At 67.1% G+C, this 24,693-nt stretch carries 24 protein-coding genes; 14 read left to right on the forward strand and 10 right to left on the reverse strand.

Translation table 11 applies throughout. The features are described 5' to 3' along the window. The first annotated feature begins 110 nt into the window (after positions 1–110). Positions 111–851, forward strand: a complete 741-nt coding sequence (locus ACSFCA_RS30035; RefSeq protein ID WP_435462047.1) for an IclR family transcriptional regulator — start codon at positions 111–113, stop codon at positions 849–851. A gap of 12 nt (positions 852–863) precedes the next feature. Here ACSFCA_RS30035 and ACSFCA_RS30040 read toward each other — a convergent pair whose 3' ends face one another. Then, positions 864–1,835: a Bug family tripartite tricarboxylate transporter substrate binding protein gene (locus ACSFCA_RS30040; RefSeq protein WP_435462048.1), complete on the reverse strand. Its 972-nt coding sequence runs from the start codon at positions 1,833–1,835 to the stop codon at positions 864–866. A gap of 42 nt (positions 1,836–1,877) precedes the next feature. Then, positions 1,878–2,855: a histidinol-phosphate transaminase gene (hisC, locus tag ACSFCA_RS30045; protein ID WP_435462049.1), complete on the reverse strand. Its 978-nt coding sequence runs from the start codon at positions 2,853–2,855 to the stop codon at positions 1,878–1,880. Positions 2,856–3,062: 207 nt separating this feature from the next. On the opposite strand from hisC, the gene ACSFCA_RS30050 reads away from it, so the two are divergent. Continuing rightward, positions 3,063–5,237 carry a malate synthase G gene (locus ACSFCA_RS30050; protein ID WP_435462050.1) on the forward strand — a complete coding sequence of 725 codons (2,175 nt, stop codon included), beginning with the start codon at positions 3,063–3,065 and terminating at the stop codon, positions 5,235–5,237. A 130-nt stretch (positions 5,238–5,367) separates the two neighbouring features. Then, entirely contained in the window at positions 5,368–6,621 is a 1,254-nt protein-coding gene (locus ACSFCA_RS30055; RefSeq protein ID WP_435462051.1) for an MFS transporter, read from the forward strand. On the opposite strand, the gene ACSFCA_RS30060 is transcribed toward ACSFCA_RS30055, so the two are convergent. The 3 genes from ACSFCA_RS30060 to ACSFCA_RS30070 form a co-directional block, all read right to left on the reverse strand. Further along, on the reverse strand, positions 6,618–7,055 hold the full coding sequence (locus ACSFCA_RS30060) for an EamA family transporter (RefSeq protein WP_435462052.1): 438 nt from the start codon (positions 7,053–7,055) through the stop codon (positions 6,618–6,620). The genes ACSFCA_RS30055 and ACSFCA_RS30060 overlap by 4 nt on opposite strands. 62 nt (positions 7,056–7,117) lie before the next feature. Then, on the reverse strand, positions 7,118–7,885 hold the full coding sequence (locus ACSFCA_RS30065; RefSeq protein WP_435462053.1) for a hypothetical protein: 768 nt from the start codon (positions 7,883–7,885) through the stop codon (positions 7,118–7,120). Between the two features lie 4 nt (positions 7,886–7,889). Beyond that, entirely contained in the window at positions 7,890–8,117 is a 228-nt protein-coding gene (locus tag ACSFCA_RS30070; RefSeq protein ID WP_093076983.1) for a hypothetical protein, read from the reverse strand. A 401-nt stretch (positions 8,118–8,518) separates the two neighbouring features. Here ACSFCA_RS30070 and ACSFCA_RS30075 point away from each other — a divergent pair, with 401 nt between their 5' ends. After that, a complete protein-coding gene (locus ACSFCA_RS30075; protein ID WP_375338426.1) occupies positions 8,519–9,091 on the forward strand; it encodes a fasciclin domain-containing protein in 573 nt (190 codons plus the stop codon). Positions 9,092–9,098: 7 nt separating this feature from the next. On the opposite strand, the gene ACSFCA_RS30080 is transcribed toward ACSFCA_RS30075, so the two are convergent. Next, positions 9,099–10,034, reverse strand: coding sequence for a LysR substrate-binding domain-containing protein (locus ACSFCA_RS30080; protein ID WP_435462054.1), 936 nt, complete (start codon positions 10,032–10,034; stop codon positions 9,099–9,101). Positions 10,035–10,116: 82 nt separating this feature from the next. Here ACSFCA_RS30080 and ACSFCA_RS30085 point away from each other — a divergent pair, with 82 nt between their 5' ends. Genes ACSFCA_RS30085 through ACSFCA_RS30100 form a run of 4 tightly spaced genes read left to right on the forward strand, consistent with a single transcriptional unit; the run spans position 10,117 to position 12,831 of the window. Then, positions 10,117–10,440, forward strand: coding sequence for a DUF2917 domain-containing protein (locus tag ACSFCA_RS30085; protein ID WP_435462055.1), 324 nt, complete (start codon positions 10,117–10,119; stop codon positions 10,438–10,440). A 33-nt stretch (positions 10,441–10,473) separates the two neighbouring features. Continuing rightward, positions 10,474–11,289, forward strand: a complete 816-nt coding sequence (locus ACSFCA_RS30090) for an enoyl-CoA hydratase-related protein (RefSeq protein WP_435462056.1) — start codon at positions 10,474–10,476, stop codon at positions 11,287–11,289. A gap of 55 nt (positions 11,290–11,344) precedes the next feature. Continuing rightward, positions 11,345–12,601 carry a 6-phosphofructokinase gene (locus tag ACSFCA_RS30095; RefSeq protein ID WP_258351583.1) on the forward strand — a complete coding sequence of 419 codons (1,257 nt, stop codon included), beginning with the start codon at positions 11,345–11,347 and terminating at the stop codon, positions 12,599–12,601. Further along, a complete protein-coding gene (locus tag ACSFCA_RS30100; protein ID WP_435462057.1) occupies positions 12,598–12,831 on the forward strand; it encodes a cysteine-rich CWC family protein in 234 nt (77 codons plus the stop codon). The genes ACSFCA_RS30095 and ACSFCA_RS30100 overlap by 4 nt, the downstream gene beginning before the upstream one ends. Here ACSFCA_RS30100 and ACSFCA_RS30105 read toward each other — a convergent pair. Continuing rightward, positions 12,822–14,135 (reverse strand): zinc-binding metallopeptidase family protein, encoded by a 1,314-nt coding sequence (locus ACSFCA_RS30105; RefSeq protein WP_435462058.1) that lies wholly within the window; start codon positions 14,133–14,135, stop codon positions 12,822–12,824. The genes ACSFCA_RS30100 and ACSFCA_RS30105 overlap by 10 nt on opposite strands. A 128-nt stretch (positions 14,136–14,263) precedes the next feature. Here ACSFCA_RS30105 and ACSFCA_RS30110 point away from each other — a divergent pair, with 128 nt between their 5' ends. The 4 genes from ACSFCA_RS30110 (at position 14,264) to ACSFCA_RS30125 (ending at position 20,135) form a co-directional block, all read left to right on the forward strand. After that, the gene (locus tag ACSFCA_RS30110; RefSeq protein WP_258351586.1) at positions 14,264–15,757 is read left to right on the forward strand and encodes a DHA2 family efflux MFS transporter permease subunit; all 1,494 of its coding nucleotides are present in this window, start codon (positions 14,264–14,266) and stop codon (positions 15,755–15,757) included. Between the two features lie 69 nt (positions 15,758–15,826). Continuing rightward, positions 15,827–16,969, forward strand: coding sequence for an ABC transporter substrate-binding protein (locus ACSFCA_RS30115; protein WP_435462059.1), 1,143 nt, complete (start codon positions 15,827–15,829; stop codon positions 16,967–16,969). A 70-nt stretch (positions 16,970–17,039) separates the two neighbouring features. Further along, complete coding sequence (locus tag ACSFCA_RS30120) at positions 17,040–17,807, forward strand: class II glutamine amidotransferase (protein WP_435462060.1); 768 nt, start codon at positions 17,040–17,042, stop codon at positions 17,805–17,807. Positions 17,808–17,924: 117 nt separating this feature from the next. Further along, positions 17,925–20,135, forward strand: coding sequence for a TonB-dependent receptor (locus ACSFCA_RS30125; RefSeq protein WP_258351588.1), 2,211 nt, complete (start codon positions 17,925–17,927; stop codon positions 20,133–20,135). A gap of 12 nt (positions 20,136–20,147) precedes the next feature. On the opposite strand, the gene gshB is transcribed toward ACSFCA_RS30125, so the two are convergent. Continuing rightward, positions 20,148–21,107, reverse strand: a complete 960-nt coding sequence (gene gshB, locus ACSFCA_RS30130; RefSeq protein ID WP_093076974.1) for a glutathione synthase — start codon at positions 21,105–21,107, stop codon at positions 20,148–20,150. Continuing rightward, on the reverse strand, positions 21,107–21,241 hold the full coding sequence (locus ACSFCA_RS30135) for a hypothetical protein (RefSeq protein WP_258351589.1): 135 nt from the start codon (positions 21,239–21,241) through the stop codon (positions 21,107–21,109). Before ACSFCA_RS30135 ends, gshB begins: the two co-directional genes overlap by 1 nt. A gap of 145 nt (positions 21,242–21,386) precedes the next feature. On the opposite strand from ACSFCA_RS30135, the gene ACSFCA_RS30140 reads away from it, so the two are divergent. Together ACSFCA_RS30140 and ACSFCA_RS30145 are read left to right on the forward strand one after the other, a co-directional pair. Next, positions 21,387–21,818 (forward strand): hypothetical protein, encoded by a 432-nt coding sequence (locus tag ACSFCA_RS30140; protein WP_093175659.1) that lies wholly within the window; start codon positions 21,387–21,389, stop codon positions 21,816–21,818. 10 nt (positions 21,819–21,828) lie between these two features. Further along, positions 21,829–22,752, forward strand: coding sequence for a polysaccharide deacetylase family protein (locus ACSFCA_RS30145; protein ID WP_435462061.1), 924 nt, complete (start codon positions 21,829–21,831; stop codon positions 22,750–22,752). An 18-nt stretch (positions 22,753–22,770) separates the two neighbouring features. On the opposite strand, the gene ACSFCA_RS30150 is transcribed toward ACSFCA_RS30145, so the two are convergent. Continuing rightward, positions 22,771–24,639 carry a potassium transporter Kup gene (locus tag ACSFCA_RS30150; protein WP_435462062.1) on the reverse strand — a complete coding sequence of 623 codons (1,869 nt, stop codon included), beginning with the start codon at positions 24,637–24,639 and terminating at the stop codon, positions 22,771–22,773. Positions 24,640–24,693 lie beyond the last annotated feature (54 nt).

Genomic DNA, 24,693 nt, shown 5'->3' on the forward strand with positions numbered 1-24,693 from the left:
TCGATGGAATCGTGGAATCGCTTGATTGTTCTATCTTACAGAACTATATTCCGTTAAACAGAATTAGACCGTCGATACATCCGACTGTCAAGCCGAGCCATTCCTTCCTCATGCCCCGCAAAGCCCAGACCGAATCCGTGTCAGACCTCAATGCCGCCCCCGGCGGCGCGGCGGCGGTCGACCGCGCGCTGAGCCTGCTCTCGGCCTTCCAGCCGGGAGACGAAGCACTGTCGCTCGCGCAGTTCGCCGAGCGCACTCAGCTCTACAAGAGCACCGTGCTGCGGCTGCTGGCTTCGCTCGAACACGCGCGGCTGATCCGCCGGCAGGATGACGGGCGCTACGCGCTGGGCATGGAGATCGCGCGGCTGCACGGGCTGTACGCGGCGTCGCAGTCGCTCGACCGCATCGTGCTGCCGGTGCTGCGCTCGCTCGCCGCAACCACAGGCGAAAGCGCGGCGTACCACGTGCGGCAGGACCAGGGCGACAGCTGGGTACGCCTGTGCCAGTTCCGGGTCGATTCATCGCACGTGGTGCGCGACCACGTGCGCGTTGGCGACCTGCTGCCCAACGACCGGGGCGCGGGTGCGCGCGTGCTGATCGCCTTCGGCCCGGAAGCCGAGCGGCCGCGCGGTGCGAAGGAACGCAAGCTGTACGACGGCATTCGCGCGCAGGGCTACTGCGCGCTGGTGGGCGACCGCACGGCCGAACTGGCGGGCATCTCGGCGCCGGTGCTCCATGCGGACGGCAGCCTTGCCGCGGCCGTTACGCTGACCATGCCCACGCACCGCTACGACGAGCGCTATATCGAGCCAGTGCAGGCTGCCGCGCGGGAGCTCAGCGGACAGGTCTGAGCGGGCGGCGAATCAGGACTCGGCCTTGAAGCCCGAGTTCTTGATCGGCATTTCCCAACGCTTCAGATGCGCCGCCTGGATGGCCGCGAGCTCGCCCGGCCCGGCATGCGCTGGCACCAGCCCCAGCGAATAGATCTTCTCCTGCACATCGGGCATGCGCAGCGCATCGGCCACGGCCTTGTCGATCCGTGCGACCACTTCGGGCGACATCCCCGGCGGGCCATAGAGGCCGAAGAACGCATCGGCCGTCACATTGATGCCCGACTCCTTCAGCGTCGGCACGTCGGGCAGCGCGCGGCTGCGCTGCTCGCCCGTCACCGCGAGGATGCGGACCTTGCCGGCGCGGTGGTGCTCGATGGTTTCCGAGGCCGTGTCGACCATCAGCGGCACCTGGCCGCCGATCAGGTCTTGCGCCGCCGGCGCGCCGCCGCGATAGGCCACGTGCGTCATCGGCACGCCGGCCACCTGGGCGATCAGTTGCCCGGCAAAGTGCGGCACCGTGCCCGCGCCCGAGGTGGCGTAGTTGGCCTTTGCCGGATTGGCCTTCATCCACGCCAGCACCGTCTTCAGGTCGCCGGCGGGCGCGCCGGGCCCGGCCGTCACCGCGAAGTCGAAGGTGCTGCCGAGCGCTATCGGGGTGAAGTCCTTCGCCGGGTCATAGCCGAGGTTCGAGTAGAGCCACGGATGGATCACCATCGCGCCGCTCGGCGAGAAGACCAGCGTGTTGCCGTCCGGCGCCGCGCGCCTGAGCTCGCCCAGCGCGAGCCGCCCTGCCGCACCGGGCTTGTTGTCGATGATGACGTTCTGCCCGAGCGACACGCGCATCTTCTCGGCGAGCACCCGCGCCACCACGTCCGCCGAGCCGCCCGGCGGAAAGCCGACCAGGATGCGCACCGTGCGGTCTTGCTGCGCGAACACCAGCGGCGCGACGGCCGTAGCGGCAAGGGCGGCAGCGGACTGCGCTGCGAACTGACGGCGTTTCATGGTTCTTGTCTCCTCGGGGAGTTGTGGAAGAAGCAGTGCCGCTCAGCGCAGCGCGGCCAGCACCGCGCGGTTCTGCTCTGGCAGGCCGATGCTGATGCGCAGCCACTGCGGCAGGTCGTAATTGCCGAGCAGCGAAACCTCGATGCCGGCCGCCAGCAGGCGCGCGTGCACGGCCTGCGCGTCGCCGACCTGCACCATCAGGAAATTGCCCGACGAGGGAACGTACTCAAGGCCGAGCTCCTTGAAACCGGCGGCGAGCTGGTCGCGCCCGGCGGTGTTGAGCTCATAAGTGCGCGCGAGGAAATCCGCATCGCCCAGCGCCGCCACCGCCGCAGCCTGCGCCGGTGTCGTCACGTTGAAGCGCGGGCGGTGCGCGTTCATGCGCGCCGTGAGCGCCGGCTGCGACACGCCGTAGCCGATGCGCAGCCCGGCCAGGCCGAAGGCCTTGGAGAAGGTGCGCGCCACGATCAGGTTGGGCAGGCGCCGCACCCACTCGATGCTGTCGTAGCGCTGCACGGGCGACAGGTATTCGGTGTAGGCCTCGTCGAGCAGCACCGTCACGTGCGCGGGCACCGATTGCAGAAAGGCCAGCAGCGGCGCAGCATCGATGAAGGTGCCGGTCGGGTTGTTCGGGTTGGCCACGAACACCAGCTTCGTGTCGTCGCCGATGGCGGCGCGCATGGCGCCCAGGTCATGGCCGAAGTTGAGCGAGGGCACGACAGTTGCGTGCGCATGGGCCTGCGCCGTGGCCTGCGCGTAGACGACGAAGCCGTACTGCGAATAGACGACGCCCTCGCCCGGCTTCAGGCTGACCTGCGCCGCGAGGTGGAGGATCTCGCTCGATCCGCTGCCCAGCGTGAGCCAGTCGACCGGCACGTCGAGCCGCGCGGCCAGCGCGTTCTTCAGCGCGGTGCCGTTGCTGTCGGGGTAATTGCCAGCGCCTTCGAGCGCAGCGGCGGCCGCGCGGCGGGCCGATTCGGGCATGCCGAGGGGGTTTTCATTGGAAGCCAGGAGGATCATGGAAACAGGTCGAGATTTATTTAAGAAGTTAAATATATCCCTCGCCTGCGGTGTTCTTATCAGTGCCTACCCTTTGCGCCCCAGGCCGCCCGCCAGCGATTACCTTCATTTTTGTCACGGATAAATCCCGCTTCCGGCTCTTACTCGCCAGCAAAGTATCGAATAAAGTTCGTCCCAGGATTGCATTTTTCTCAAGGAGAAACCCCCATGACCGCCCGCACCACCGCCCACGGACTCCAGGTCGCGACCGAGCTCCACCGCTTCATCGAAGACAAGGTCCTGCCCGCCAGCGGCGTGGCCAGCGACGTCTTCTGGAAGGGCTTCGACGCCATCGTCAGCGACCTCGCGCCGAAGAACATCGCCCTGCTCGCCGAGCGCGACCGCCTGCAGAGCGAACTCGACGCATGGCACAAGAAGAACCCCGGCCCGATCGCCGACATGCCGGCGTATCGCGCCTTCCTCGAGAAGATCGGCTACCTGCTGCCCCAGCCCAAGGGCACGAAGGCCACCACGGCCAACGTCGACTCCGAACTCGCGCTGCAGGCCGGCCCGCAGCTGGTGGTGCCGATCCTGAACGCGCGCTATGCGCTCAACGCCGCCAACGCGCGCTGGGGCTCGCTGTACGACGCGCTCTATGGCACCGACGCCATCTCCGAAGCCGGCGGCGCTGAAAAGGGCAAGGGCTACAACCCCGTGCGCGGCGCCAAGGTCATCGAGTTCGCGCGCAACGTGCTCGACCAGGCCGCGCCGCTGGCCAACGGCTCGCACAAGCAGGCCACCGGCTACAGCGTGAAGGACGGCAAGCTCGTCGTCGCGCTGCAAAGCAGCAGCACCGGCCTGGCCGATGCCTCGCAGTTCATCGGCTACCAGGGCGATGCCGCCGCGCCGTCGTCGGTGCTGCTCAAGCACAACGGCATTCACCTCGACATTCGCATCGACCGCAGCACGCCCATCGGCAAGAGCGACGCGGCCGGCGTGAGCGACCTGGTGCTCGAAGCCGCGCTCTCGACCATCCTCGACCTCGAAGACTCGGTGGCCGTGGTCGATGCGGCCGACAAGGTGGTCGCGTATTCGAACTGGCTCGGCATCGTCGAAGGCACGCTGACGGAAGAAGTCGCCAAGGGCGGCAAGACCTTCACGCGCGGCCTCAACGCCGACCGCGAATACACCGGTGCCGACGGCAAGCCCGTCAAGCTGCACGGCCGCTCGCTGATGTTCCTGCGCAATGTGGGCCACCTGATGACCAACCCGGCCATCCTGTACGCAGGCGGCAAGGAAATCCCCGAAGGCATCCTCGATGCCGTGGTGACCACCACCATCGCCACCATCGACCTGAAGCGCAAGGGCAACTCGCGCACCGGCAGCATCTACATCGTCAAGCCGAAGATGCACGGCCCGGCTGAAGTGGCCTTCGCGAGCGAGCTGTTCGGCCGCGTCGAGCAGCTGCTCGGCCTGCCCGCCAACACCGTGAAGCTCGGCATCATGGATGAAGAGCGCCGCACCAGCGTGAACCTGAAGGCCTGCATCGCCGAGGCCGCCGCGCGCGTCGCCTTCATCAACACCGGCTTCCTCGACCGCACCGGCGACGAGATGCACACCGCCATGCAGGGCGGCCCGATGATCCGCAAGGGCGACATGAAGTCCAGCGCGTGGATCGGCGCCTACGAAAAGAACAACGTGCTGGTCGGCCTCTCGTGCGGCCTGCGCGGCAAGGCGCAGATCGGCAAGGGCATGTGGGCCATGCCCGACCTGATGGCCGCCATGCTCGAGCAGAAGATCGGCCACCCCAAGGCCGGCGCCAATACCGCATGGGTGCCCTCGCCCACCGCCGCCACGCTGCATGCGCTGCACTACCACCAGGTCAGCGTGACCGCCGTGCAGCAGGAGCTGGAAAAGATCGACGCCGATGCCGAGCGCGACAACATCCTCAACGCGCTGCTGCAGGTGCCGATCGCGGCCGATGCCAAGTGGACCGCCGAAGAGCGCCAGCAGGAAATCGACAACAACGTGCAGGGCATCCTCGGCTACGTGGTGCGCTGGATCGACCAGGGCGTGGGCTGCTCGAAGGTGCCCGACATCCACAACGTCGGCCTGATGGAAGACCGCGCCACGCTGCGCATCTCCAGCCAGCACATCGCCAACTGGCTGCTGCACGGCGTGGTGACCAAGGCGCAGGTCGACGAGACCTTCCAGCGCATGGCCAAGGTGGTCGACGAGCAGAACGCGGGCGATGCGCTGTACCAGCCGATGGCCGGCAACTTCACGACCTCGTCGGCCTACAAGGCGGCGCAGGACCTGGTGTTCAAGGGCATCGAGCAGCCGAGCGGGTATACCGAGCCTCTGCTGCATGCGTGGCGGTTGAAGGTGAAGGGCGAGGCCTGATCCACCCAGGCCCGGCACGCTGCCGGGTTTGAAGCATGAAAAGAACGGCGCCCGAGGGCGCCGTTCTGCATGAGGGGCGGCGTGCCATTAGCATTCGTCGCTCTCCCTCCTTCCCGATCCCTCCCTTTCGATGAACACGAACGCGGTATCGCCGCCTCCGCCTCGCTGGTCGACTTCGGCGGCTGCCATGCTCGTGGCACTGGCCTCGGCTTTCGCCCTGAGCCAGGCCTTCCGCACCGTCGGCGCCATGATGGCCACGCCACTCAGTGGCTACTTCGGCCTGACGCCCCAGCAACTCGGCATGTGGGCGGGCACCTTCCACTTCGCCTTCGGGATCATGCAGCTCGCGATGGGCGTGTCGATCGACATCTTCGGCGTGCGCCGCACGGTACTGACAGCCTTTCCCCTGGCCGTCGCGGGCGCAGCGCTGTGCGCGGTGGCTCCGAACTTCCACGCACTGCTGCTCGGGCAGGCACTGATTGGCGTCGGCTGCGCGCCTGCGTTCCTGGCCTGCACGGTGTTCATCGCGCGGCACTTCGATGCATCGCGCTTCACCGCAATGTCGGGGCTGGTGATGAGCATGGCCGGCATGGGCATCCTGTTCACCGGCACGCCGTTGGCCTTGCTGATCGAGGCTTCGTCGTGGCGCGCCGGCTACGCAGTGCTGGCCGCGTTCGCTGTGCTCTCGTGGCTGGTCATCTTCTGGCGCGTGCGCGAGCCCGCTGCACTCGCGAACCCGCAGACCGTGCCAGCCGAGCGCCAGTCGCTGCGCAAGGCCGTGCGCGAACTGGTGCCTCTGTTCGCAATGCCTCATACGTTGGGGCTGGTGTGCTTCGCATGCGTGTCGTATGCGGCCTTCATCACGCTGCGCGGCCTGTGGCTCGGCCCGGTGCTGCACGACCGCCACGGCCTCTCGCTGGTGGCCAGCGGCAACGTCGCACTGGTGATGACCGTCGCCGGCATGATCAGCCCGATGCTGTTCGGCCGGATGGACCCGGGCGGCGCGCGGCGCACGCGCTGGATGATGGGATGCGCGTTCGCCGGTGCGCTGATGTTCGGCGCCATGGCGCTCACGCATTCGCGCATCGTGGACATCGGCCTGCCGATCGTCTACGGGCTGCTGTCCGGCTACAGCGTGCTGCAGTACGCGTACACCAAGAACGCCTACCCTGCGGCCATGACGGGGCGCGCGATGGCGCTGATGAACATGGCCATGTTCCTGGGCGTCTCGCTGATGCAGTGGACGACCGGCGTGGCGGCATCGTGGGCCGTGGCGCATGAGGTCGAGCCGTACCGCGCGGTGTTCCTCACGGTGGCGGGCATGCTGGCCGCGGGCACGATTGCGTTCCTCGTGCTGCCGCGGGCGCCGGCGCGAGCTGGCTAGCGCTTGATCGCCAGCATCAGCACACCGCCGGCGATCATCGCGACGCCGGCCCATTCGCGGCCGGAAGGGCGCTCGCCGAGGAACATCACGGCGAAGAGCACCACCAGCACGACGCTGAGCTTGTCCACCGGCGCCACTTGAGAGGCATTGCCCATCTTCAGCGCGCGGAAGTAGCAGACCCACGACGCGCCCGTCGCGAGCCCCGAGAGCACGAGGAACAGCCAGGTGCGCGGCGACAGTTCCAGCGGGTTCGTCCACTTGCCGGTGGCGCGCACGAAGGCCGCGAGCACCACGAGGATCACGACGGTGCGCACCAGCGTTGCCATGTCGGAGTCGACGCCGGCAAGGCCGAGCTTGGCGAGGATGGCCGTCAGCGCGGCGAAGATGGCCGACAGGGCGGCCCAGATGAACCAGTTGGAGGCGGTGATGCTCATGGTGCTTCTTTCATCGGCGGCGATGCTGCACCTCCATCATGCGCGATCGAACACGCACCGCATCAGGCACCCTCGCCAAGCCGCGCTCGCACAGCCTTGCGGCTGAGCTGACGCTTGGTCGCCGCATAGACATCCGGTCGCCCGTACATGGCCTGATTGCTGGACACGCCGAAGTCCGGCCGCCCCCATGCGCAGGACGTTGTGACGAAACACCGTCGCAGCACGTCGTAGCGCTTCTCCCAGACACCCGGGGCCTTCATCGGCGGTGTGGGCGCCAGCGTGATTTCGAACCAGTCGCCGTTCACGCAGTGCCATTGCCTGAGATCGTCGATCACGATGAAGGACGCATGCGGCTTCTTGCCACGCCGCTCGTCGCTCTCGCCCCGAGCCCATTGCCGGGCTTGAGCGAGACGCCGGTTGGGCAACAGGATGCCAGTGGCCGGATGCACGAACAACTCGACATGCGAAGCCTGATGCAGTGGCGCGCGGCTGCCGTCGTTCCACCAGCGTGCCCGCACCCACACCTCGCCATCGCGCAGCACCGCTTCGCGTTCGACGAAATCGTCGATGTGCTCGAAGATGTGCGCCTGCACCGTGCTGCGCCGGTCGATGCCGCTGCACAGTTCCGCATACACCTTGTCCCACGGCCGGTGCACTTGCTTGTGCAGCCAGCGCTTCAAGGGCGCGAGGTTTTCGCTGGGCCATCTGCGATAAGCGTAGCCGCGCTTCATGCCCAAATGCGAACCCGCCTCTTTGCTGTTGCGCCACTTGCGCCCGTCGCCTTGCACGCGCCAGCCGGTTCGCGGCCGCTCGACGATGACTTTGTCCATGTCATCACGCATCGTCGCCCCTCCCGCCCAGGCTGCGCGCAGCCTTCTGCAGCGCGACCTTCTGCGCGCGCCGCTCCGCGCGGTGCGTGCGCAGATGGCGTCCCGCGCCTTGGCTCGATTCGCCGCGCGCCATCGCGGCCACCACTGGATTGCGAGGTGCCGCAGTCGGCACCGAAAAATAGAACCGGCCCAGACGCTTGTCGTCGTCGCGGGCCTTTCGTTGAGCACTCATGTGCACACACTCCGAAAAACAAAAAGGCCCCGGCGAATGGCTGCGCGGGGCCTTTGTCGATGGGCCTCGGCGGATGCGTGGATGCACGTCCGGCCGGGGCGGTCGGTGTGCGGGTCAGGTGTTCAGGAAACGGTTCATTGAATTGGTTTGTCGCCCGGGAGGTTGGTCGTCGCCAGGCGCGGTGAAAAGAAACTGTTGCTGAAAAACGAAGGGCGGATTCTGTCGAGCACGCGTGCGATGCGCAAGCACTGCACGCGCTGTTGTGGCGCAAAGCCGACGCGATGACGCCGCGTGAATCCAGTTGCGCGGCCACGCCGTATTCGACTCAAGCGCATCGCGCCTCCGAGCTGCTGGCGGTTTCCGCAGAGAACTTCAAGAACCATTCTTTCCAGGAGCCTTCAATGAAAAAACTCATGATTGCAGTCGGCGTTTCGGTCCTGCTCGGCGCTTGCGCGGGCGGCATGGGCGGCAGCAGCGGCGGCATGTCGTCGACGAACCCGATGGTCGGCGGCGCCGCGATGTACCCGACGAAGGACATCGTCGACAACGCCGTGAATTCGAAGGACCACACGACACTGGTCGCCGCAGTGAAGGCCGCGGACCTTGTCGGCACGCTGAAGAGCCCCGGCCCGTTCACCGTGTTCGCGCCTACCAACGCTGCTTTTGCCGCACTGCCTGCCGGCACGGTCGACACGCTGCTCAAGCCCGAGAACAAGCCCACGCTGACCAAGGTGCTGACCTACCACGTGGTGCCCGGCAGGATGGACGGCCCGGCGCTCATGAGCGCCATCAACGCAGGCGGCGGCAAGGCCGTGCTGAAGACCGCGAGCGGCGGCACGCTGACCGCGACGATGAGCGGCAGCAACGTGATGGTGACCGACGCCAAGGGCGGCACGGCGATGGTGACCATCGCCAACGTCTACCAGTCGAACGGCGTGATCCACGTCGTCAACAAGGTGCTGCTGCCGGGTTGATCGTCAGTCAGCTTCGCTGCGCGGCCTCGGCTTCGTCGCGCAGCCATTGCGCGAAGTCCTGCGCGTCGCGGTTGGCCGCGGCGCGCCTGGACATCTCGATGAAATAGCCGCGGTGCGACGCGGCGCCCTCGCCGAGCGGCGCCACGAGCCGGCCGTCGCGCACCAGTTCGCTCAACAGCGGCAGCCGGCCGATCACCACACCCTGCCCCGCCACCGCGGCGGCCACGGCATCGGCGTACTGCGTGAAGCGCAGCGTGCTCTTCATGCGCAGGTCTTCCAGCCCCATCACTTTGAGCCAGGGTTCCCAGTCGGCGGTCGGGGCTTCGCTGTGGTCGGGGTATTCCACGGTCAGCAGCGTGAGCTTCGAGAAATCCGACAGCTGGCGCAGCGACGCGGCAAGCTGCGGCGAACACAGCGGAATCACAGACTCCTCGAACAGCGCCGCTCCGATGCCGCGGCCGATGGGCACGAAGCGCACGGCCAGGTCGATGCGGCTGCTTTCCAGGTCGAGCACATCGAGCGTGGCCGACACGCGCACGTCGACCTGCGGATGGCTGCCGGTGAAGCGCGCCAGCTTCGGGATGAGCCAGATCGACGCGAAACCCGGCGTGGTGGTGATCGCCACCTGGCGCGGCGCCGAACTTGCGCGCACCCGCGCCGTAGCGTCGCGCAGCCGCTCCAGGCTGTCGGTGACGGCGCGCTGCAGCACGCCGCCGGCCTCGGTGAGCGCCAGCGCGCGGTGGCGGCGCTCGAACAGCAGCACGCCCAAGCTGGCTTCGAGCTGCTGGATCTGCCGGCTCACAGCTGATTGCGTCAGGTGCAGTTCGCCAGCGGCCAGCGTGAAGCTCAGCCGGCGCGCGGCCGCCTCGAAACTGCGCAGAAGTTCGAGCGGCGGCAGTTCGCCACTCATGGCGCCGGGGGCTTTCGCATTCTCTGGGTGCATGCAACGAGTTCCGAATGACCGTGTGCAAAGGGGAGGTCGGCTCACTATATTCATTCGTATCACGAATGCAATGGAGCTTGCCATGAGCACCTCTTCTCCCAACACCTCCCGCTTCCACGTCAATCTGCCGAAACGTTCCGTCTTCACCGTGCCCGACGGCGCGGGCGTGGGCATCGAATGCCGCAGCGGCTCGGTGTGGGTCACGCTCGACCGCGATCCGCGCGATATCGTGCTGGAGCCCGGCGATCGCTTCGAGAGCACCGATCACAGGCGCGTGCTGGTGTCGGCACTGGAGTCGTCGTGCATCACGGTGTCGGACGCACGGCCGGCCGCAATGCCGTTGCCGGCGCGTTCGCGCGCATGGTCGCCTTGGCGACTTCTGCCCCACGGGTTGTCCCCGGCTTGACCGGGCTCCATGGGCGCCGAACCATCGATGCCCATGAGCACCGACGCACCGACACAACCCTTCATCCTCCAGGAACTGGCCGACGGCATCGCGACGCTGACGCTGAACCTGCCCGCCAAGCTCAACCCGATCGCGCACGGCCTGCAGGTCGAACTGCGTGATGCGCTGGAACGCATACGTGACGACCGCTCGGTGCGCGCCGTGATCCTCACAGGCGCCGGCAAGGCCTTCTGCGTGGGCGCCGACCTGAGTGCGATGGCGCCGGGTGAAAAAGACAAGTCGCTCGGCACGCAAACAGCCGAGTGGATGCAGGAGCTCAGCAACCCGCTGATCGAAATGCTGCGCAGCTTGCCGGTGCCGGTGGTCGCCGCGGTCAATGGCCCTGCAGCCGGTGCCGGCGTAGGCCTCGCGCTGGCGGCCGACGTGACCATCGCGGCACGCAGTGCCTACTTCTACCTGCCCTTTTTGCCGAAGCTCGGCATCGTGCCGGACCTGGGCTGCACCTGGGCCATTCCGCGCCGCGCCGGCCGGGCGCGCGCGATGGGCATGGCACTGCTCGACGAGCGCGTGGGGGCGGGGCGCGCCGTGCAGTGGGGGCTGATCTGGGCCTGCGTGGACGACGAACAGTTGCAGGAAGAAGCCAGGAGCATCGCGCAGCGCCTTGCCCGCCTGCCGGCGCATGCCGTGCTCGAAGCGCGCGAAGCCTTCGAGGCCTCCGAGCACCACACGCTGAAGGAACAGCTGCACTACGAGAGCGAGCGCCAGCGCGAGCTGATCAACCGCCCGAGCTTCCGCGAGGGCGTGAGCGCCTTCCTGCAGAAGCGGCCGCCGGTTTTCGAGAGCCGCTGACATCCTGACACGCCGGCACTGGCGTCTGCCGTAGGGCTGCGGGAGAATCCCGCGCATGCCCATCCTCAATGCCTTCTACGCCCAGTCGGGCGGCGTCACCTCGGTCATCAACGCGTCGGCCTGCGGCGTGATCGAGACGGTGCGCCGGCACCCCGACCGCATCGGCAAGCTCTACGCCGGGCGCAACGGCATCATCGGCGCGCTGACCGAGGAGCTGATCGATACCGGCGCCGAATCGGCCGAAGCAATCGCGGCGCTGCGCAGCACGCCCTCGGGCGCCTTCGGCTCGTGCCGCTACAAGCTCAAGTCGCTGGAGAAGAACCGGCGCGAGTACGAGCGGCTGATCGAGGTGTTCAAGGCGCACGGCATCGGCTACTTCTTCTACAACGGCGGCGGCGATTCGGCCGACACCTGCTTCAAGGTGAGCCAGCTGTCGCAGTCGATGGGCTATGCGCTGCAGGCCATCCACGTGCCCAAGACCATCGACAACGACCTGCCGCTGACCGATTGCTGCCCGGGCTTCGGCTCGGTCGCGAAGTACGTGGCGGTGTCGACCATCGAGGCTTCGTTCGACGTGCGTTCGATGGCGGCAACCTCGACCAAGGTGTTCGTGCTCGAAGTGATGGGCCGGCACGCAGGCTGGATCGCCGCGGCGGGCGGCCTTGCGGCGGACCAGGGCATACCGGTAGTGGTGCTGTTCCCTGAGATCGAATTCGACAAGGCGCGCTTCATCGCGCGTGTCGATGAGCTGGTGAAGCAGCACGGCTACTGCTCGGTGGTGGTGTCCGAAGGCTGCCATCACCCCGACGGCACCTTCCTCGCGGAGCAGGGCACGCGCGACGCCTTCGGCCATGCGCAGCTCGGCGGAGCCGCGCCGGTGGTGGCGCAGATGGTCAAGGAAGCGCTCGGCCACAAGTTCCACTGGGCCGTGGCCGACTACCTGCAGCGCGCGGCGCGCCACATCGCCTCGGCGACCGACGTGAAGCAGGCCTACGAGCTGGGCCAGCGCGCGGTGGAGCTGGCGCTGGAAGGCCGCAACGCTGTGATGCCGACCATCGAGCGCATGTCCGACGTGCCGTATGCCTATCGCATCGGCAGCGCGCCGCTCGAATCCGTCGCCAATGTCGAGAAGCCGATGCCGCGCGATTTCATTTCGGACGACGGCTACGGCATTACCGAGAAGTGCCGTCGCTACCTGCTGCCGCTGATCGAGGGCGAGGACTACCCGGCCTACAGCGGCGGGCTGCCGGTGTACGTGACGCTGCAGAACGTGGCCGTGCCGAAGAAGCTGCCGGCCTTCGAGATCGCATGACCACTCTGGCGGCAGTCCCGGGTCTGATCGACGCCACGCGCTGTCCGCTGTGCGGCGAGCCGAACCGCTGCGCGATGGAGATCGAACGAGAGACGGGTCAAGTGCAGCCACCCTGCTGGTGCATGCAGGTCGACTTCAGCAGGGCGCCGCTCACGAACCTGCCGGAAGACATGCGCGGGCTGGCGTGCATCTGCATGCGCTGCGCGACGGGCGAGTCGCCTCAGGGCTGACCGGAGCTTTGCGATTGCGTCTGTGATTGCACCTGCTCTGGTGCGGCATCAGCCACATCGCCAGCCACCACCATCGTCGGTGCATCGCCCGGCCGCTGCTGCGTGATCACGCGGTGAATGAACTGCAGCTTGCCCACCGCCACGCGCGGCAGCACGAAGGGGTAGTAGTCGGGCTGGCCCATGCTGCGCGACAACTCGTTGAGCACGTTGGTGAGCAGCACCCAGCCGTTGATGAAGTCCAGGAACTTGCCGGCATCGGGATCTTCCGGCTGCCACAGGTCGTCGAGCGTGAACAGGTCGCTCGTGAGTTCGACGTTGGTCGCGTCGACGCCGAAGCTCATGGCTGTGTCTGCGGTGTCGGCCATGTGCAGGTAGTGGGCCCAGGTCTCGGCCCAGTCTTCCCACGGATGGGTGCTCGCGTAGCTGCTCACGAAGCGGTCGGCCCAGTCGGGCGGCGGGCCCTGCTCGTAGTGCGTCTGCAGCGCGGCGGCGTAGTCGGCGCGCTCGTCGCCGAAAAGCGCGCGGAAGTCGTCGATCCACGGCGTGGGCAGCACCAGCAGGTCCCAGTAGTAGTGGCCGATCTCATGGCGGAAGTGGCCGAGCAGCGTGCGATAGGGCTCGCGCATCTCGGCGCGGATGCGCTCGCGCACGGCGTCTTCGGCTTCTTCTGCGTTGAGGGTGATCACGCCGTGCTCGTGACCGGTCATCACGTGCGGACCGCCCGGCATGTTGCTGAGGAAATCGAAGGCCAGCCCATGCACCGGGTCGGCATGGCGGCTCACCACGGGCAGGCCGAGCGCAAGCAGCTGCGAGATGAGCCGGCGCTTGGCGGTTTCGAGCTTGCGCCAGAAGCCGCCGTTGCTCTCCACCGAGAGATCGGGGATGGTGCGCGTGACGCTGCAGGCCAGGCAGTAGCCCGGCGCAAGGCCCTGGGTGTCGACGGGCAGTTGTTCGCCGTCGCGCGCGGCGGGCACCATCCAGCTGCAGGCGGCGGGTGTCATGAGGTTCGCGCAGCGGCGGTAGGTGTTGCCGTGCTGGTCGCCGAACACGGTGAAGGTGTCGGGCTGAGCGCCCTCGCCCACGGCCGGTGCGAGCGGCATGACGCCGAGCCGGTCGATCACGTAGCCCAGCGGCGTGTGGCAGGCCAGGCATTCGCTGTTGCGCAGGAAGACGGGGCGGCCGCACTGGCATCGATAGGCGCGGCTGACGGTCGGCGCGGCCAGTTCGGCCGCGAGCGTGGGCGCGCCTTCGGGTTCGATGGAGGCCTGCGGGGCGTTGGCTTGTTCGCCGGGTGAAGAGTCCATGTTCTTGTCTTGATTTTCTTGACGCGGAGGGGACAGCGGATGCATTGTGCGGCTGCCCCGCGCAGCCCCGGCCGTGCAAAGACCGATATGCTTGTAGGACGACGGACCCCGAGACATTCCGCCGCCCCATGACCTCCCCACAGACTCCCGAAGCCGCGATCGCGCCGGCCCCGCCTTCCATCGGCTCGCTGCGCGAGCGCTATGGCGAACGCTACCGCTGGTACCTGCTGCTGTCGGTGATGGTGGGGACGATGGCGTCGATCATGTCCTCGACCATCGTCAACGTCGCGATCCCGGGCATGAGCCATCACTTCTCGCTCGGCCAGGAGCGCGCGCAGTGGGTGAGCTCGGGCTTCATGGTGGCGATGACGGTGTCGATGCTCACCACGCCGTGGCTGCTGTCGCGCTACGGCTACCGGCGCACGTACGTGGGCACGATGCTGCTGCTGCTCGCGGGCGGCATTGTGGGTGGCGTGGCCAACGATTTCTCGCTGGTGCTGTTCGCGCGCGTGGCCGAAGGGCTGGCGGCGGGGGTGGTGCAGCCCATTCCGGCCATCATCATCCTGCGCGCCTTCGAGCCGCACGAGCAGGGGCGCGCGAGCGGCATCTTCGGCATGGGCGTGGTGCTGGCTCCGGCCATCGGGCCGAGCATCGGCGGGGTGCTGGTCGACCTGTTCGGCTGGCGCTCGATCTTCTTCATGGTGGTGCCGTTCTGCCTGGCCTCGCTCTGGCTGGCCTACAAGTTCGTGCCCAAGACCGCACCCGGCGGCGTGGCCGCGGTGCGCGGCAGCGGGCTCGACGCGCGCGGGCTGGCATTGGGTACGGTCGGCACGCTGTGCCTGCTGAACGGGCTGGTCGCGCTGCGCGGCGATTCACCGCTGCAGGCGGGCCTGCTGCTGGCCGGTGCGCTGGTGGCGTTCGGCGTGTTCGTGTGGTGGCAGCGACGGCTCGCGGCCTCGGGCGGCACGCCGCTGATGAACCTGGCGCTCTTCCAGTACCGGCAGTTCGCGATGGGCAGCGTGGTCGCCTTCATCTACGGCACGGCGCTGTTCGGCTCGACCTACCTGCTGCCGGTGTACATGCAGGTGGGGCTGCATCTCTCTGCATCGCACGTGGGCACCATCCTGCTGCCGGCGGGCATCGTGCTGGCACTGACCATCGCCGGCGTGGGCCGGTTGGCCGACAAGCATCCGACCTGGGTGCTGGTGACCATCGGCCTCGTGCTGCTGGCGGCCTCATTCGCGCTGATGATGGTGCTGCGGCTCGACAGCGCGCTGTGGCTGCTGGTGGCCTTCGCGATCATCGGGCGCATCGGGCTGGGCTTCATCCTGCCCTCGCTCAACCTGGGCTCGATGCGGCCGCTGGCCAAGCCGCTGATCCCGCAGGGCGCGAGCGCCATCAACTTCGTGCGCATGCTGGGCGGTGCGGCCGGCGTGAGCCTGTGCGCCATCGTGCTCGAGTGGCGGCTGGCGGCGCACGGCGATTCACTGGCCAATCCGATGAGCAGCCCGGCGCGGCTGGCGGCGTTCGACGAAGTGTTCGCGATGCTGGCCGGGCTCTGCGCGCTGGCGGTTTGTGCGGCCTGGCAGTTGCGCCAAGGGCCGGCGCGCAACACGGGGTAAACCCGGGCGGTGGAGCATGACGGTTTCGCATCCAATTGTTATCAGTTGTATCAATAGCGAAATGGTCCCATGCATCGCAGAAATTTCATTGCCGCCTCGGCAGCGGCGGCGGCCGGACTCGGCCATTTCTCCGTCCCGGCCCAAGCCGCCGAGAACGGCGTCACCGACGGTGAAATCGTCCTCGGCCACACCGGCATCCTGAGCGGTCCGCTGGGCGTGCCGGTCAAGGTCGTGATGGCCGGGGCCGGGCTGGCCTTCGATGCGGTCAATGCACAGGGCGGACTGTCGGGCCGCAAGATCAGGCTGGTGTCGCTCGACGACGAGCTGAAGCCCGAGAAGGCAGTTGCCAACTACGAAAAGCTGCTGGCTGAGCATCGCGTCTTCGCCTTCTTCGGCTGCGTAGGCTCGGCCACCACCGCCGCGGGGGCCAAGGTGCTGAACCAGAGCGGCGCGCCAACGGTGGGCGGCTATGCGGTGTCGGACTCGGCCCGCGAGAAGGTCGGCGGCGCCGGCTATTTCGTGCGCGCCACCTTCGCGCGCGAAGCCCAGGCGCTGGTGCAGCACCTGACGACCATCGGCGTCTCGCGCATCGCCGTGGCCTACCTCGACAACCCGGGCGGCGCGGAAGTCGCCAAGCTGGTCGAAGCCGCGCTGGCCACGCTGAAACTGACACCGGAGGCCGCGGTGGCGGTCAAGGGCGACGGCACGACCAACGAGGCGGCGGGCAAGGCACTGGCCGACAGCAAGGCGCAGGCCGTGATCATGTACCTGGGCGGCGGCATCGGCGGCGAAGTGATGAAGGCCGCCTGGGCCGCGGGCGGGCGCCAGATGTACTACGGCATGTCGATCGTGCCGGGCGACGTCACGGCCAAGCTGGTGGGCGACAAGACCAGCGGGCTGGCCATCTCGCAGATCGTGCCCTACCCCTGGAGCGAGGTCGACGCCACCGCGCGCGAGTTCCGCCAGCTGGCCGAACGCGCCAAGGTGGACATGGGCTACCTGGCCTACGAAGGCTATGTGAATGCGCTCGTGATGCTCGAGGGCCTGCGCCGCACCGGCCGCGAACTGACGCGCGCAAAGCTGCATGCCACGCTGAAGGCGATGAAGCTGCGCATCGGCGGCATGGAGATCGATTTCACCGGAGCCAGCAACACGGGGTCGCGCTTCATCGAGATGGTGCGCGTCACGAAGGAAGGCAAATTCATCCGCTAGCGGCGGTTTGACGCTCGGGTAAGCGGCGCGGCGGGCAAAGCGGGCGGGGAATCGCGGTCTAATCGCAGCCATGTGCCAATTGCTAGGGATGAACTGCAACACGCCGACCGACGTGACCTTCAGCTTCACGGGGTTCGCGCAACGCGGCGGCCGCACCGACCACCACGCCGACGGCTGGGGCATCGCGTTCTTCGAGGACCGCGGGCTGCGCCACTTCGTCGACCACCAGCCGGCGAGCGAATCACCGGTGGCTGAGCTGATCCGGCGCTACCCCATACAGAGCCGCAACGTTGTTGCGCACATCCGCAAGGCAACGCAGGGCGAGGTCAATCTGCAGAACTGCCACCCCTTCGTGCGCGAGCTGTGGGGGCGCTACTGGGTGTTCGCGCACAACGGCGATCTGAAGGAATTCCGCCCGCGCCTGCACGGCAACTTCCATCCGGTGGGCAACACCGACAGCGAACACGCCTTCTGCTGGATCATGCAGGAGCTGGCCAAGTCGCATGTGGGCGTGCCGAGCATCGAGGAGCTGACGCTCACGCTGCGCGAACTGGCGCCGCAGCTGGCGAGCCACGGCACCTTCAACTTCATGCTGTCCAACGGTCAGGCGCTGTGGGCGCATGCCTCGACCAACCTCTGGTACGTGGAGCGCCGCCACCCCTTCGTGACCGCGCAGCTGTCGGACGAAGATGTGGAAATCGACTTCGCGCAGCACACCACGCCCAACGACCGCGTGGCCGTGGTCGTCACCGCGCCGCTGACCACCAATGAGACCTGGACACCCTTCGCGCCGGGCGAGCTGCATGTGTTCGTGGACGGGCAGCGATCCGGGTTCTGATGCAGGAGTGAGGCCTTTCGACTGACACTTTTTTGCAACATTGCAAGAAAGTATCAACAGGTGGATGCAATCGAGTGAACAATAACCGTTCTCATTTGCATCTTATCTGGATCGTCCATGCCCGCTCCCCGTTTCTTCCTCCGGCCGACCGTGGTCGCGTCGCTGCTCGCGCTCAACACCGTGGCCGCCATTGCCCAAACCACCACTGCCGAGCCGGCTGCGGCATCGGCCAGCGGCACGCTCTCCACGGTGACCGTGGAAGCCAGCGCCGATGCATCGGCCGAAGGCCTGACCAAGCCCTATGCGGGCGGCCAGGTGGCGCGCGGCGGGCGGGTCGGCATCCTGGGCAACCAGGACATGATGAGCACGCCGTTCTCCAGTACCAACTACACCAACGAATTGATCCAGGATCAGCAGGCCAAGAGCGTGGCCGACGTGCTGCTGAACGATCCGTCGGTGCGCCAGGCGCGCGGCTTCGGCAACTTCCAGGAGCTGTACGTGGTGCGCGGCTTCCCCGTCTACTCGGACGACGTCTCGTACAACGGCCTCTACGGCATGCTGCCGCGCCAGTACATCGCTTCTGAATTCTTCGAGCGCGTGGAAGTATTCCGCGGCGCCAACACCTTCCTGAACGGCGCCGCGCCCGGCGGCAGCGGCATCGGCGGCGCGATCAACCTGCTGCCCAAGCGCGCGCCCAACGAGCCGCTCACCCGTGTCGGCTTCGGCGTGCAGACCGGCGGCCAGGGCTTCGTCAACCTCGACCTGGCGCGCCGCTTCGGTCCCGACGACAGCCTGGGCATTCGCGTGAATGCCGTGCGCCGCGAGGGAGGCACCGGCGTGAAGAACGAAAGCCAGCAGCTCAGCGCCTTCGGCGTGGGCCTCGACTGGCACAACCGCAATGTGCGCCTGTCGGCCGACTTCGGCTACCAAGACTACGACCTGAAGGACGGCCGCCCGAGCCTGACGCCCTCTTCGACGCTGCCGATTCCCCGCGCACCCGACGCCCGCACCAACTTCGCCCAGCCCTGGACCTACTCGAAGGAAAAGGACAAGTTCGCCACCTTCCGCGGCGAAGTCGACATCACCGACAACATCACGGCCTGGGCCGCCGGCGGCGTGCGCCGCAGCGACGAAGACAACGTGCTGTCGAACCCCACGCTCACCGACTCGTTCGGCAACACCAGCAACACGCGCTTCAGCAACACCCGCAAGGACCGCATCGGCACCGCCGAACTCGGCGTGCGCGGCAACTTCGCGACCGGCCCGGTGAAGCACACTGTGGTGGCCTCGGTCGCCAAGTACAGCAACGACCGCGACAACGCGTACACGATCTCGCGCGGCACCATCCGCAACAACATCTACGCACCGTACGCAACGGCATACCCGGTCGCCAACGCCTTCACCGGCAACACGCTGGAAGACCCGCGCCTGACCGACAAGATCGACACCTCGAGCGTGGCCATCGCCGACACCATGTCCTTCATGGACGACCGCCTGCTCGTCACCCTCGGCGCGCGTCGCCAGACCATCGAGCAGACCAGCTTCGCCTACACCACGCTCAAGCAGACGAGCACCTACGACAAGAGCAAGACCACGCCGGTGGCCGGCGTCGTGTTCAAGATCACGCCGACCGTGTCGGCCTACGCCAACTACATCGAAGGCCTCGTCAAGGGCAACGTCGCGGGCACCACGGTGAACAACCGTCCCGTCACCAACGCCGGCGAAATCTTTGCACCCTACCAAGCCAAGCAGAAGGAAGTCGGCGTCAAGTACGACGGCGGCACGCTCGGCGCCAGCGCCGCGTTCTTCACCACCGACCAGCCCACCTACTACTACTCGGGCCAGACCTACGGCCTGTACGGCAAGCAGCGCAACCAGGGCCTCGAGTTCTCGGTGTTCGGCCAGCCCACCAAGGGCCTGCGCCTGCTCGGCGGCCTGACGCTGCTCGACGCGAAGCAGAAGAACACGCAAGGCGGCGCGACCGACGGCCTCACCGCCATCGGCGTGGCCAAGCAGCAGGCCAACCTCGGCGCCGAATGGGACGTGCCCGGCGTGCGCAACCTGTCGCTGAACGCACGCGTGCTGTACACCTCGAAGCAGTACGCCAACGCCACCAACACGCAGTCGATACCGTCGTGGACGCGCTTCGACATCGGCGCGCGCTACCTGGTCGACCTCGGCAACGGTCGTGCGCTCACGCTGCGTGCGCGCATCGACAACCTGTTCAACAAGTCGTACTGGGCCTCGGTGGGTGGCACGCAGGGCAGCAACTACCTGGTGCTGGGTGCACCGCGCACCTTCGCGGTGAGCGGCACCATCGACTTCTGACCTGCTGCTGCGTCAGCGGCCCTGCTTGCGCAGGGTCTCTTCCAGCGCATCGATGAACATCGCCGGCACGTCGAAGCCGGTCTGTTCGGTGATTTCCTGAAAGCAGGTCGGGCTGGTCACGTTGATCTCGGTCACCGAGTCGCCGATCACGTCGAGCCCGATCAGCAGCAGCCCGCGCGGCGCGAGCGCACGGCCCACGGTCTCGGCGATCTCGCGGTTGCGCGCGGTCAGCGGCTGCGCCACGCCCTTGCCACCCGCCGCCAGGTTGCCGCGCACTTCGGTGCCCTGGGGAATGCGCGCCAGCACGAAGGGCGCCGGCTCGCCCGCGATGATCAGGATGCGCTTGTCGCCCTGCACGATCTCGGGCACGAAGCGCTGCACCATGATCGTCTCTGCGCCGTCCTTGTTGAGCGTCTCGACGATGGAGCCGAGGTTCAGCGCGTCTTGCCGCACGCGGAAGATGCCCATGCCGCCCATGCCGTCGAGCGGCTTCAGGATGATGTCGCCGTGCTCCGCATGGAAGTCGCGCACGGCCTGCGAGCTGCGCGTTACCAGCGTGGGCGTGGTGAACTGCGGAAACTCCATGATCGCGAGCTTCTCGGGGTGGTCGCGCAGCGCGCGCGGCTTGTTCACCACCTGCGCGCCCTCGCGCTCGGCCTGCTCCAGCAGGTGCGTGGCGTAGATGTATTCGGCGTCGAAGGGTGGGTCCTTGCGCATCAGCACGGCGTCGAAGTCCTTCAGCGCCTTGGCCTCGGTGATGTCGACGCTGTACCAATCTTTCGGGTCGCCGGTCAGCGTGATCTGCTGCACCGTGGCCGTGACCACGCCGCCCGACTTCCACTGAATGTCCTGCGGCAGGCAGGCCGCGATGCGGTGGCCGCGGCGCTGCGCCTCGCGCATCATCGAGAAGGTCGTGTCCTTGTAGATCTTGAAGTGATCGAGCGGATCGGCGACGAAGAGGATGTTTTTCATCAGGCGTTCTTTCTTGCGGTGCCGGGAGCGGCGGCTGCCACCGGGATATCGGGCGCGATGTTGCCGGAAGCGGCGATGTCCTTGCCGGCCGGGGCCTTTTCTTCATGCGTCCGGCCGGGCTTGAGGAATCGCATCGGGCGATTGTGCCGGGAGGCCGGCAACGCAAAATTGTCAACAATCTGAATTCCATAATGTCAACCATCAGGCACGGGAATTGCACGAACGCAGTCGCGACACCCCGCCGTGCACCGCCATGGCCCAGCAAGATTGGAGAACCCCGTGGACGCATCCGTTTCGCAGCAGAGCAACCCCGCGCTCGACCCCGCCGCCGTGGTCGACGAGTTTCTTCGCCTGGTGATGATTCCCGACCCGCAGTCGGCCTCCCGCTTCACCGCGCCCGACATCCGCATCCGCTTCACCGGCAACCGGCCAATGCAGGCGCCCGGCGACACCTCCGCCTTCAACGCGAAGCGCTATGCGTGGGTCAAGAAGAAGATCGAGCGCACCGAAACGGTGGCCGGTGGCACGCCCGAAGAAACGGTGGTCTACAGCCTCGGCACGCTCTACGGGGCATGGCCCGACGGCACGGCCTTCGAAGGCAATCGCTATGTCGACCGCTACGTGGTGCGCCACGGCCTGATCGTGCAGATGGACGTGTGGAACGACAGCGCCGAATGGCTGCTGGTGCGCGCCGGCCTCGCCGTGCTGTGAGGCCATCGGCATGACGACACGCTGGCCCGACCGGCTTCCCACGCACGACCGCTTCGACTACTGGCCCATCACGCGGCGGCCGGACTACGTGTGGCCGAACGGCGCGCGACTGGCGGTGTACATCGGCTTCAACGTCGAGCACTTTGCCTTTGGCGACGGGCTGGGCGCATGCATCGGCCCGGCCTCGCCGCAGCCCGACGTGCTCAACCACGGCTGGCGCGAGTACGGCAACCGCGTCGGCGCGTGGCGCTGCCTCGAGCTGTTCGACGCGCTCGCGCTGCCCACCGGCGCGCTCGTCAACACCGCGCTGTACGACCACTGCCCCGAGCTGGTCCAGGCGCTGGTGGCGCGCGGCGACGAACTGATCGGCCACGGGCACAGCAACGCCGAACGCCAGGGCGTGCTCGACGAGGAGCACGAACGCGCGCTGCTGCAGCGCTGCCGCGAACGCATGTTGCGCGAGAGCGGGCAGGCGCCCACGGGTTGGCTCTCGCCATGGATTTCGGAAAGCACCGTCACGCCCGACCTGCTGGCCGAGACCGGCTACAGCTACACGCTCAACTGGTGCCACGACGACCAGCCACTGCGCATGCGCACACGCGGCGGCGGCTCGTTGTGGTCGGTGCCGTATCCGCAGGAGCTCAACGACATCCCGATGATCGTCGGCCGCCTGATGGACGCAAAAGACTTCAGCGCAATGGTGATCGACAACTTCGAGGAGATGCTCGAACAGTCGCGAGCGCAGCCGCTGGTGATGGGCCTGGCGCTGCATCCGTACATCGTGGGCCAGCCCTACCGGCTGCGGCACCTGCGCACCGCGCTCGCACACATGGCGCAGGCGCGCGACCGGGGCGAGATCTGGTTCACCACGCCGGGCGCGATCGCCTCGCACGTGGAAGGGCTCGCGAAGGAACGGCCGGGGGAATTCGACTGAGGCGCCCCGCCCAGCGCCTCAAATTTCGATCTTGGAGCCCAGCTCCACCACCGCGTTGTTCGGCAGCCCAAGGAACGCAGCCGCCCCGCTCGCGTTGTGGTGCATCTGCGCGAACAGCTTCTCGCGCCACGGTGCCATGCCGCTGCCAAGCGTCGGGATCACGACGTCGCGCGACAGGAAGTAGCTGGTCGTCATCGGTTCCAGCTGGCAGCCGCGCATGCGCGCGTTTTCGAGTGCGCGCGGCAGGTCGATGTCGTTCTTGAAGCCGTAGTGCACGATGATCTGCCAGCAGTGGTGGCCGAGCGCCTCGATCTCGATGCGCTTGTCCATCGGAATCCACGGCACTTCGTGGTTGCGCACGGTGACGAACATGTTCTGCTCGTGCAGCACCTTGTTGTGCTTCAGGTTGTGCAGCAACGCATTGGGCACGGTGCCCGGTTCGGCCGTGAGGAACACTGCCGTGCCGTCGACACGCGCCGGCGGGCTCACGAACACCGAGCCGAGAAAGGACTTCAGGTCGATCGCGTCGGCATGCTGCGCCTCGCCCATCAGGCGGCGGCCTTCCTTCCACGTCATCATCAGCGTGAAGACGAAGCCGCCGATCAGCAGCGGGAACCAGCCGCCCTCGAACAGCTTGAGCAGGTTCGATGCGAAGAACAGGAAGTCGACCACGAAGAAGACTGCCGTCGATGCGATGCACAGCGCCAGCGGCAGCTTCCACGCGTAGCGGATCACGAAGAAGGTCAGCACCGTGGTGATCAGCATGTCGGTGGTCACGGCAATGCCGTAGGCCGCGGCCAGGCTGCTCGACGAGCGGAACATGACCACCGCCAGCACGATGGCCACGAACAGGCCCCAGTTGACCAACGGAATGTAGATCTGGCCCGCGGTGCGCACGCTGGTGTGCTCGATGTTCAGGCGCGGCAGGTAGCCCAGCTGGATGACCTGGCGCGTGACGCTGAAGGCGCCCGTGATCAGGGCCTGCGACGCGATCACCGTGGCCGCCGTGGCCAGCAGCACCAGCGGAATGAGCGCCCATTCGGGCGCCATCATGAAGAACGGGTTCTTCACCGCCTCGGGGTTCTCCAGCAGCAGCGCGCCCTGGCCGAAGTAGTTGAGCGTCAGCGCCGGCATCACGACCGAGAACCACGCGATGCGGATCGGGCTCTTGCCGAAGTGGCCCAGGTCGGCGTACAGCGCCTCGGCGCCGGTCACGCACAGCACGGTGGCGCCCAGCAGGATGAAGCTGGTGCCCGGGTTGTCCCACATGAACTTCAGCGCATAGAACGGATTCAGCGCCTTCAGGATCTCGGGGTGATGCAGGATCTGCGACACGCCGAGCACGGCAATCGCCAGGAACCACACCAGCGTGACCGGCCCGAAGAACTTGCCGATGCCCGCCGTGCCGCGCTTTTGCACCACGAAGAGGCAGAACAGCACGACCAACGTGAGCGGAATCACGTAGTGCGTGAAGTGCGGCGACACCACTTCCAGGCCCTCGACCGCAGAGAGCACCGAGATGGCCGGGGTGATGACCCCGTCGCCATAGAAGAGCGAGGTGCCGAAGATGCCGACCACCAGCAGCAGGTGGCGCAGCCTGGGCTTGTCGGCCACCGCGCGGGAGGCCAGCGCCAGCATGGCGACGAGGCCGCCCTCGCCTTCGTTGTCGGCGCGCAGCACGAGCACGACGTACTTGATGGAGACGATGACGGTGAGCGTCCAGAAGAACATCGAGAGGATGCCGTAGACGTTCTCGACGGTGAACGGCACGTGGCCGTGGCCGAACACTTCCTTGACGGCATACAGCACGCTGGTGCCGATGTCGCCATAGACGACGCCGATGGCGCCGACGATGAGGCCGGCTGAGATATTTTTGGGGGCTGACACGAAGTCGATGGGAAAAGGGCAGGCTGCTGGAATCGACGCGTCAGACACGCCGGG

Source organism: Variovorax multivorans (assembly GCF_051216835.1).
Taxonomy (GTDB): Bacteria; Pseudomonadota; Gammaproteobacteria; order Burkholderiales; family Burkholderiaceae_C; genus Variovorax.

Excerpts from the sequence above, each read along its gene's own strand:
- ACSFCA_RS30035 (WP_435462047.1), top strand. The coding sequence starts at position 111 with ATGCCCCGCAAAGCCCAGACCGAATCCGTGTCAGACCTCAATGCCGCC.
- ACSFCA_RS30040 (WP_435462048.1), bottom strand. The coding sequence starts at position 1,835 with ATGAAACGCCGTCAGTTCGCAGCGCAGTCCGCTGCCGCCCTTGCCGCT.
- ACSFCA_RS30060 (WP_435462052.1), bottom strand. The coding sequence starts at position 7,055 with ATGAGCATCACCGCCTCCAACTGGTTCATCTGGGCCGCCCTGTCGGCC.
- ACSFCA_RS30095 (WP_258351583.1), top strand. The coding sequence starts at position 11,345 with ATGCCCATCCTCAATGCCTTCTACGCCCAGTCGGGCGGCGTCACCTCG.
- ACSFCA_RS30070 (WP_093076983.1), bottom strand. The coding sequence starts at position 8,117 with ATGAGTGCTCAACGAAAGGCCCGCGACGACGACAAGCGTCTGGGCCGG.
- hisC (WP_435462049.1), bottom strand. The coding sequence starts at position 2,855 with ATGATCCTCCTGGCTTCCAATGAAAACCCCCTCGGCATGCCCGAATCG.
- ACSFCA_RS30115 (WP_435462059.1), top strand. The coding sequence starts at position 15,827 with ATGCATCGCAGAAATTTCATTGCCGCCTCGGCAGCGGCGGCGGCCGGA.
- ACSFCA_RS30090 (WP_435462056.1), top strand. The coding sequence starts at position 10,474 with ATGAGCACCGACGCACCGACACAACCCTTCATCCTCCAGGAACTGGCC.
- ACSFCA_RS30145 (WP_435462061.1), top strand. The coding sequence starts at position 21,829 with ATGACGACACGCTGGCCCGACCGGCTTCCCACGCACGACCGCTTCGAC.
- ACSFCA_RS30055 (WP_435462051.1), top strand. The coding sequence starts at position 5,368 with ATGAACACGAACGCGGTATCGCCGCCTCCGCCTCGCTGGTCGACTTCG.
- ACSFCA_RS30110 (WP_258351586.1), top strand. The coding sequence starts at position 14,264 with ATGACCTCCCCACAGACTCCCGAAGCCGCGATCGCGCCGGCCCCGCCT.
- ACSFCA_RS30105 (WP_435462058.1), bottom strand. The coding sequence starts at position 14,135 with ATGGACTCTTCACCCGGCGAACAAGCCAACGCCCCGCAGGCCTCCATC.
- ACSFCA_RS30065 (WP_435462053.1), bottom strand. The coding sequence starts at position 7,885 with ATGGACAAAGTCATCGTCGAGCGGCCGCGAACCGGCTGGCGCGTGCAA.
- ACSFCA_RS30085 (WP_435462055.1), top strand. The coding sequence starts at position 10,117 with ATGAGCACCTCTTCTCCCAACACCTCCCGCTTCCACGTCAATCTGCCG.
- ACSFCA_RS30050 (WP_435462050.1), top strand. The coding sequence starts at position 3,063 with ATGACCGCCCGCACCACCGCCCACGGACTCCAGGTCGCGACCGAGCTC.
- gshB (WP_093076974.1), bottom strand. The coding sequence starts at position 21,107 with ATGAAAAACATCCTCTTCGTCGCCGATCCGCTCGATCACTTCAAGATC.
- ACSFCA_RS30100 (WP_435462057.1), top strand. The coding sequence starts at position 12,598 with ATGACCACTCTGGCGGCAGTCCCGGGTCTGATCGACGCCACGCGCTGT.
- ACSFCA_RS30075 (WP_375338426.1), top strand. The coding sequence starts at position 8,519 with ATGAAAAAACTCATGATTGCAGTCGGCGTTTCGGTCCTGCTCGGCGCT.
- ACSFCA_RS30125 (WP_258351588.1), top strand. The coding sequence starts at position 17,925 with ATGCCCGCTCCCCGTTTCTTCCTCCGGCCGACCGTGGTCGCGTCGCTG.
- ACSFCA_RS30120 (WP_435462060.1), top strand. The coding sequence starts at position 17,040 with ATGTGCCAATTGCTAGGGATGAACTGCAACACGCCGACCGACGTGACC.
- ACSFCA_RS30080 (WP_435462054.1), bottom strand. The coding sequence starts at position 10,034 with ATGCACCCAGAGAATGCGAAAGCCCCCGGCGCCATGAGTGGCGAACTG.
- ACSFCA_RS30135 (WP_258351589.1), bottom strand. The coding sequence starts at position 21,241 with ATGCGATTCCTCAAGCCCGGCCGGACGCATGAAGAAAAGGCCCCGGCC.